This is a genomic window from Kitasatospora sp. NPDC049285 (assembly GCF_040678815.1).
Lineage (GTDB): Bacteria > Actinomycetota > Actinomycetes > Streptomycetales > Streptomycetaceae > Kitasatospora.
On the sequence record NZ_JBFAQR010000080.1, the window covers coordinates 21,964 to 28,572 of the forward strand.

The window sequence follows — 6,609 nt, forward strand, 5'->3', positions numbered from 1 at the left end:
GCGGATCGTCGGGTGACGTCATTTCTGGTGAACACCCACAGCACCCAAGATCACTAACTGCTGCCCAAACCGCTGATCAATCGCTGCTACTTCTCGTGAACGAAGCCAGGGTGCTCAGGCTGGCCAGACCGGAAACGTCTCCGCGTTGGCGCAGCAGGCTGCGTCTTCGCTTTCGACGATCCGCAGGCAGCCCAGGCACATCCAGCTGGGGTCCCCTCGTTCGGGTCCCACTGTGGTCACGGTGTTGTCCTGGACGATCAGCTGCCACTCGTCGCCTTCTTCTTCGCCTACGGCGTCGACCGAGCCATTGAGGACGTGGTCGAAGGTGAAGTGCTCGAACCCGGGATGGCCCTGCGCGGTGGCGTCTGCCTTGAGGAAGTGGTCGATGAGGTAGCGCATCCACTGGGTGGCGTCGTAGAACTTCTCCGTCTGGTTCCACTCGATTGCGCTGCCGTCGTCGGTGGGTTCCCAGTCGCAGAACAGTCCGGGTTGGCCTGCCGGTGGGCGGGAGGGATCGCGGACGTCGCTGTCCTCCTGCCACGTGGGGTCGAGAGAGTCGAAGCAGCGTCCGTCAACGTAGTAGGGGCCCTGGTCCCGGTCCATCCGGCGGCTTCGGGCGAACTTGCGCAGGTACGTCCGCTCGGGCTCGTTCAGTGGCGGGACGACGGTGATCCGGCCGGTGAACTCGGTGTGGTAACCCATGTCTGTAGCTCCTCGACGACGATGCGGACACGGCCTTGGACCGCCGGTGGCGGTCCAGCTCCCGGGAGGAAGCGGCCGAGTTTCCTGGCGCAGGCGACGGATCAGGCTCACACGGTTGTCGGGGCCGACGAGCATCGCATCCTGCTCACGCCCCCCGGCCCGTCAGCCCGGCCGGGACTTTGGTGGTGGAGGTTCAAAAGGATCGCCGCGTCCCACCGGTCGGCTGGCGGCATCCGGAATTCGGATGCGCCGGCAGTCGGGGGCAAGGCTGGTGGCCAGCGAGTCGTCAGTCGAGCCACTCCGGGGGAATGAGGGCGTTTCGGCTTCCGGCGCCGTTGGGGCGCCAGTTGGCGATGACTGCGTCCTGGAACCAGGTGTCGGGCAGGTTGGCGTGGTCGCTGACAATGATCTGGAGGTTGCCCTCGTTGAGTCGCGCCACCTCGTCGAGGAGGGTGAAGTAGGCGGTGACGGTGGCCCAGTCTGCGTCCTGGATCTTCGAGGCGTCGCGTGGCCTCTCGGGGAAGAATGCCTGGGTGGGCTGGTCGAGCATGAGGAAGCCGGGGACGGGACGGGCGTTGCGCCGCAGATAGGTGTGCAGGGCGAGGTGGGCCACGAGGTGGTAGCCGATCCAGTTCTTGGCGCTGCCGATGCGGGTGAGGGGCAGTCGGCCGGCTGGGCGCCTGACGACGACGTTGAGCAGGCTGAGACTGATGCCGACCTCTGTCGCTTCTGCGGCCTGTCCGAGGTCGAGGCGCTTCGCCCAGGCAGTCATGTCGGTGGCGATGTCGGCCAGGCACCGTTCGGTCTCGGCGGCCACGTCGTCTTCGTCCACGAGGTCTTGGAGTGCTGCGGTCCGTTCCTCGGCCAGGGCCAGTTCGTGGCGCAGCCTGCCGAGGTCGCTGTCCGTACCGGTACGGGCGAGGGCTTCGGCGATCCGCCCCTGGATGTGCGCGATGCGGAGGTTCTGCTCCTGCAGATTGCGCATCCGCTCATCGCTGGCCAGCAATTCTCGCAGTTGCACCCCGTTGAGTCGGAGGAGTTCGGCGATGCTGTCGCGTTCGGTCTGCAGGGCGCGCCGGTGCTCGTCGCGAACGGGCTGCAGGGTCTGCGCGTGGGCGAGTTCCTCGGCCAGGTGGCCGGTGAGCTCGGCGATGTCCTGTGCCGACGGGTCGGGGTGCGGAAGGGGCTGAGTGCACATCGGGCAGACGCTGGTGTCGTGCTGGTGCTCGGGGCCGAGCAGGGCAAGCGTCTTGAGGCGGTCGAGTTGGAGGTGGAGTTCCCCGGTGAAGGCGCGCCCCTGTTGCTGCCAGCGGTCGACTGTCGCCAGGTTCTCGTCGTATTCCTGGAGTTGGTCTCGCAGCGTGCGGCGTTCGGTGTTCAGCGCTTGGCGCCGGTCGGACAGGTTGAGCGGTGCCGCAGTCTGCGGCGAGGCGGCCAGGGCTTGCTGCAGCAGATCGATGACCTGGGCGGTGTTCGGTGCGGCGGGGATGTCGGTGAGCAGTCCTTCGTTCTGCGCGAGGCGCATCAGGGCGAGGCCGTTCGCTTCTGTCGCGGCCTGGTGGCGCACGGCGTCGTCGTACTTGCGCCGGGCCGCGCGCTGAGCGCGGGTGGCTTCCGTGAGGTGGTGGCGCCGTAGGGCCTGTTCGGGGCCTGCGGCTCCGAGGAAGTAGGGCAGCGTGTCCTTGAGCGTCTGTGCCATCCCGGTTTCGGTCTGCCGGTGGAACAGGGCTTTCTTGTCGGCGATCTCGTTCTGGTTCTGGAAGCAGAGCAGGGCGGCGTGGGCGATCGAGACGTCGAAGGCTTTTCGTCCGGCGCCGGCGGGCGGCTGGAAGCGGAAGTCCTCGATCCCGAGCCGGGCGCTGACCTCGCTGCGCAGGGCTGCGACGTTGGAGTTGGGGATGAGTTCGCCGGCGGCGGGGACGTCGAGGCGGCTGTCGCCGGTCTGCACCATGGCGTGGAGTGTGGAGGCGCCGGTGGGGCGGGGTCGGGCCAGGATCATGCGGCTTCCGTCGTCGAAGACGATGAGGAGGGCGTACCAGCCGACGGTCCGGTCGATCGGTTCGTCGGGGAGGTTCGGTGTCCTGCGTCCGAGGCAGTAGTCGACGATGTCGAGCACTTCGGACTTCCCGGTCTCGGACTCGCCCGTGATGATGTTCAGCGCCCCGGGACGGAAACGCAGGACTCTCGGGGCTGTCCCGCCGTCTCGGTGGTACATGGCCAGGGCGAGCAACTGCATGGCGGTTCTGGGGCTCCTTGGATGGGGCGGATCAGGGACGGACGCCGAGGACGGTGAAGGCGCGAGCCGGGTCTGTCGTGGCGAGCCAGCGGCCGACGAGTACGGCGGCGCGTGCGCATTCGGCGACCTCCTCGCCGGGGGCCTGAGAGGAGGGTTTGGGAGGCCGGGGGCTTGTCAAGCCTTGTGGACTGGTGCCTATGGCCTGGTGGCGCAAGGCGGTGCGCAGGCTGGCGCGGGTGTAGTCGGTCAGCGCGGCGGCTCGTTCGGCGAAGGCCGCCTGGTGGCGGGGGTTGGCGTGAGCCCAGGCCATGAGGGTCACGGTGGACTTGCTCGGCAGCGAGCGCCGGGTGTCCTCGGGAAGGACGAGGGGCAGGACGAGGAAGGCGCTGGGCCACGGTAGGGGGTTCTGTGCCTTCTTGGCCGCGGCATGGACGCTGCTGGCCAGGAGGTAGGCGCCGAAGGCGGGATTGAAGAGGGCTTCCGCCTCGGGAACGGGGTGCTGGGGGGTCGTGGTCACTGGTCCTGCGTCTCTTCCCGAGGCTTGCAAAGGTCCTGGTATTCCGGGTGCCAGCCGACGGTGCGGTCCGGGTCTGCAGTGTCTGCCTGGTCGGCCAGTCCGTGCACGGTGCCGCGGCCGATCCACGATGCGGTGACGCTGCCGGGGCGGGCGGGTCTGTCCGCGACCCTGTCCATGGTGTCGTCCAGTACGTCCTGGCCGAGGGACTGGCGGTCGGGTGCGTCCATGTCGCCGTGGAAACGGCGGGTACGACGGCGGAAGATGTGCTCCCACTCGTCGTGCAGCTCCCGCTCGTACTCGCCGAGCCGCTCGTTTGTGATCTTGAAGGTGCGCAGCCATTCGGAGCGCTGGGCGCGCGCGTGGTGGTAGTCGCGCAGGTGCATGGCGATCTCAGGATCCGGCAGGCCGATCCACCGCATCTGGGCCACGACGAGCTGCCCCTCGTAGCCGGCGATCTCGGCCTGGGTGAGGTTGCTCAGGGTCTCGGTGATCGGCAGGTTCCTCGTGGTGTACCGGTCGAGGACTTCGTCCCTGCGGCACATGAGCTCCTGGGCGCTGACCGCGGGCCGCTTGCGCTGGGGGTTCTTGCGCTCCAGCAGTCCGACGGCCATGCCGTACCACCACCCTTTAATGTCGTCGAGAGCGGCTTGGGCATGGTCGCTCGGCGTGATCCCCAGCTCTTTGGCCAGACTAGGATTCAGGTCCGACATCACCGGGGCGCCGTCGTCGACCGTGATGGCGTCGACCAGCAGCTGGCGCTGCGAGGGGGGCAGTGCCATGAACAGTTGCCGGTCTTTGGCCGTCCCCTCCGCGCCGTCCTTGTCCGCGGCGACCTTCTCCATCCGGGCCAGTGCGGCACGAGTGTCCCGATGGGCTCCGGGGCGGAGCATCGAGAGGAAGGTGTCGGCAGGGGCAATCTGGGTCGAGACCAGGCGCAGCAGTGGCATCACCGCGCCCGAGAGGGTTGCGAGGGCTTCCAGCGCATCGATCCACGAGGCGACCGATCGCCAGAGGTCCTTGCCGGCCTCGCTCAACGGGCCGGCTGCTTCGCGGTGTTTGGACTGGATCAGCTCCAGTGGGGTGTGGTTGTCGGGGTCCAGGAACTCGATGTCGTCGAGGACTTCCATCCGGACGGCGCAGGAAGCGTCTTCCCAGCTGCGGCGCGCGAGTTCCAGCAGGGCCAGTTCGCACTGGTAGAGGTATCCGGTCATCTGGCCTGCGGCCGAATGCGAACCAGCTTGCGCCACGTTTCCCACTACTGATCGTGCTTGTCCGAGCGGCGCGCTCCTGTGGTCCGGCCGATCGCTCGCGATCGTCCGTCAGGGCGGTTCTGCCGCTCCCCCGTGGCGACAACATAGCACTGGTGCGGCGGCCTTCACCCGGCTCTGCCCACGGACTGCCACATGTTCGAACGCCGGTTGCGAGGACGCCAGTTCGCGCCTCCGCCCGGCGCTGCATGCCTTCCGCCCAGGTCGTAGCCGACGGTGCGGGCCGGGGTGGTGGCGGCTTCGCCGCCGGTGCCGTTCTGTCCGGTGAGTCGGCCGAGGGCGTCGTAGCTGCTGGTGAGGGTGACGCCGCCGGGTTCGATCCTGGTGACCGGTGCCTCGAGGATGTCGTAGGCGGTGGTGTAGGTGCGGTCGGCGAGGTTCGGGTAGGCGGAGGTGGCCGGCTCGATTGTGGACTCGGGCAGGCCGAGGCTGTTGAAGGTGTAGTAGGTGGTGTTGTTGTTGCCGTCGGTGTAGGCGGTGCGGTTGCCCGCGGCGTCGTAGCCGAAAGCTGTGGTGGTGGTCTTGCCTGCGGAGACGGGCTCCACGTGGCGCAGCACGCGGCCGTTGGGGTCGAAGGTGGCGGTGGTGGTGTTGCCGTCGGCGTCGGTGGCTGAGGTCGGGTTGCCTGCGACGTCGTAGGCGGTGCTGGTGGTGGCCAGTGTGGTGCCGGTGGTGGACAGGCGGGTGGTGGTCTTCGGCTGGCCTGCGCGGTCGTAGGTGATGGTGGAGGCGGGGCCCGGGGTGCCGGGCTGGTCGCCGGGGAGGGTGACCGAAGATTCACCTCATCTGCGACCGCAGCGGACTGCCGATCTCGGTCGCCGTCTCGGGCGCCAACGTGCACGACAGCCAGGCCCTGGAGCCCTTGGTGCTGGGTATCCCGCCCATCAGGTCGCGTCGCGGGCCGCGTCGCCGGCGGCCTGCCAAGCTGCACGGGGACAAGGGTTACGACTACGACCACCTGCGAAAGTGGCTGCGGGCACGCGGCATCGTCCCGCGAATCGCCCGCCGCGGAGTGGAGAGCTCGGCTAGTCTCGGCCGTCACCGCTGGGTGGTCGAGCGAACCCAACGTCGTGGTTGTCGGGCTGCCGCCGACTTCACCGCCGCTATGAGCGGAAGTCCGAGCACTTCATGGGCTTCACAGCGATCGCGGTGACCCTCATCTGCCTCCGGCGTCTGGGTGTCAGCGTCGGCCGGTAGCGTCGGCCGGGTGACCGATGACGCTGCTGTCTGGAACCGACTCGCCGCCCTGCTGCCGGAGCCGGAGGCCCAGGAGGTCCGGGACTGCTGGAACATCGGGGAGCAGGAGGCAGGGCTCGGCCTGCTCGTCTCAGAGCTCCTCGCCCATCAAGTGCCGATCAACGAGACGGTCAGGGCCCAGATCTCCGTACTCGCGGAAACATGGGGCGAGAGGGAGGCACTCACGCCCCGGATCCTCCAATGCCGTGGGGACGACACGCCGACCCATCTGAGGCTGCTCGAAAACAGCGGTGTCTCGGACGATGAGCCATCCCTCGGGCCCGACCAGGACCCGGCCGGCCCCGCCCTCGTCCCGTGGATCGCCTGCACGAGATGCGACCAGGTCCTGATGCGCGCCCACAGCCGGGAAAGCTGGGGAGATCTCTCCTACCTCGCCCACCACTACGTGATCACGTCACCGGACCGCGCCGCGGCCTCCCGGACCTTCCCGGCCCAGTCTGCCGACGTTGCCCTCGCCGCCCTCCTGGAGGAGTGCGCAGGGCCCACGAACGACCGCTGACTCGGAAGGCGTTCCACCAAAAGAAACGGTGTCTAAGAGGGCGTTTACGTCACTTCTGGCGCCATTCTTGGCGATATGCACTCCTGGTGCGGTGTGGCTGGTGGTGCACAGGGGGCTGGCGATTCTGGGG

The 6,609-nt window shown here is 68.2% G+C and carries 6 protein-coding genes and 1 pseudogene; 2 read left to right on the plus strand and 5 right to left on the minus strand.

The window, feature by feature from the left end; genetic code table 11:
- Positions 1–114 precede the first annotated feature (114 nt).
- From AB0K51_RS31525 to AB0K51_RS31545, 5 genes are all read right to left on the minus strand, one after another.
- Complete coding sequence (locus tag AB0K51_RS31525; protein ID WP_363461110.1) at positions 115–702, minus strand: hypothetical protein; 588 nt, start codon at positions 700–702, stop codon at positions 115–117.
- A 286-nt stretch (positions 703–988) separates the two neighbouring features.
- Positions 989–2,938, minus strand: coding sequence for a DUF3732 domain-containing protein (locus AB0K51_RS31530; RefSeq protein WP_363461112.1), 1,950 nt, complete (start codon positions 2,936–2,938; stop codon positions 989–991).
- Positions 2,939–2,969: 31 nt separating this feature from the next.
- Positions 2,970–3,455: a three component ABC system middle component gene (locus tag AB0K51_RS31535; RefSeq protein WP_363461114.1), complete on the minus strand. Its 486-nt coding sequence runs from the start codon at positions 3,453–3,455 to the stop codon at positions 2,970–2,972.
- Positions 3,452–4,666, minus strand: a complete 1,215-nt coding sequence (locus AB0K51_RS31540) for an ABC-three component system protein (RefSeq protein ID WP_363461116.1) — start codon at positions 4,664–4,666, stop codon at positions 3,452–3,454. Before AB0K51_RS31540 ends, AB0K51_RS31535 begins: the two co-directional genes overlap by 4 nt.
- Before the next feature lie 164 nt (positions 4,667–4,830).
- Entirely contained in the window at positions 4,831–5,445 is a 615-nt protein-coding gene (locus tag AB0K51_RS31545; protein WP_363461124.1) for an RHS repeat domain-containing protein, read from the minus strand.
- Positions 5,446–5,474: 29 nt separating this feature from the next.
- Between AB0K51_RS31545 and AB0K51_RS31550 the strand changes: the two are divergent.
- Positions 5,475–5,920: pseudogene (locus AB0K51_RS31550) on the plus strand (IS5 family transposase); the annotation flags it as partial.
- Between the two features lie 10 nt (positions 5,921–5,930).
- Positions 5,931–6,479, plus strand: coding sequence for a hypothetical protein (locus AB0K51_RS31555; RefSeq protein WP_363461118.1), 549 nt, complete (start codon positions 5,931–5,933; stop codon positions 6,477–6,479).
- Positions 6,480–6,609 lie beyond the last annotated feature (130 nt).

Bases quoted from the DNA above. Each gene is read 5' to 3' on its own strand.
- AB0K51_RS31525 (WP_363461110.1), bottom strand. From the start codon at position 702: ATGGGTTACCACACCGAGTTCACCGGCCGGATCACCGTCGTCCCGCCA.
- AB0K51_RS31530 (WP_363461112.1), bottom strand. From the start codon at position 2,938: ATGCAGTTGCTCGCCCTGGCCATGTACCACCGAGACGGCGGGACAGCC.
- AB0K51_RS31540 (WP_363461116.1), bottom strand. From the start codon at position 4,666: ATGACCGGATACCTCTACCAGTGCGAACTGGCCCTGCTGGAACTCGCG.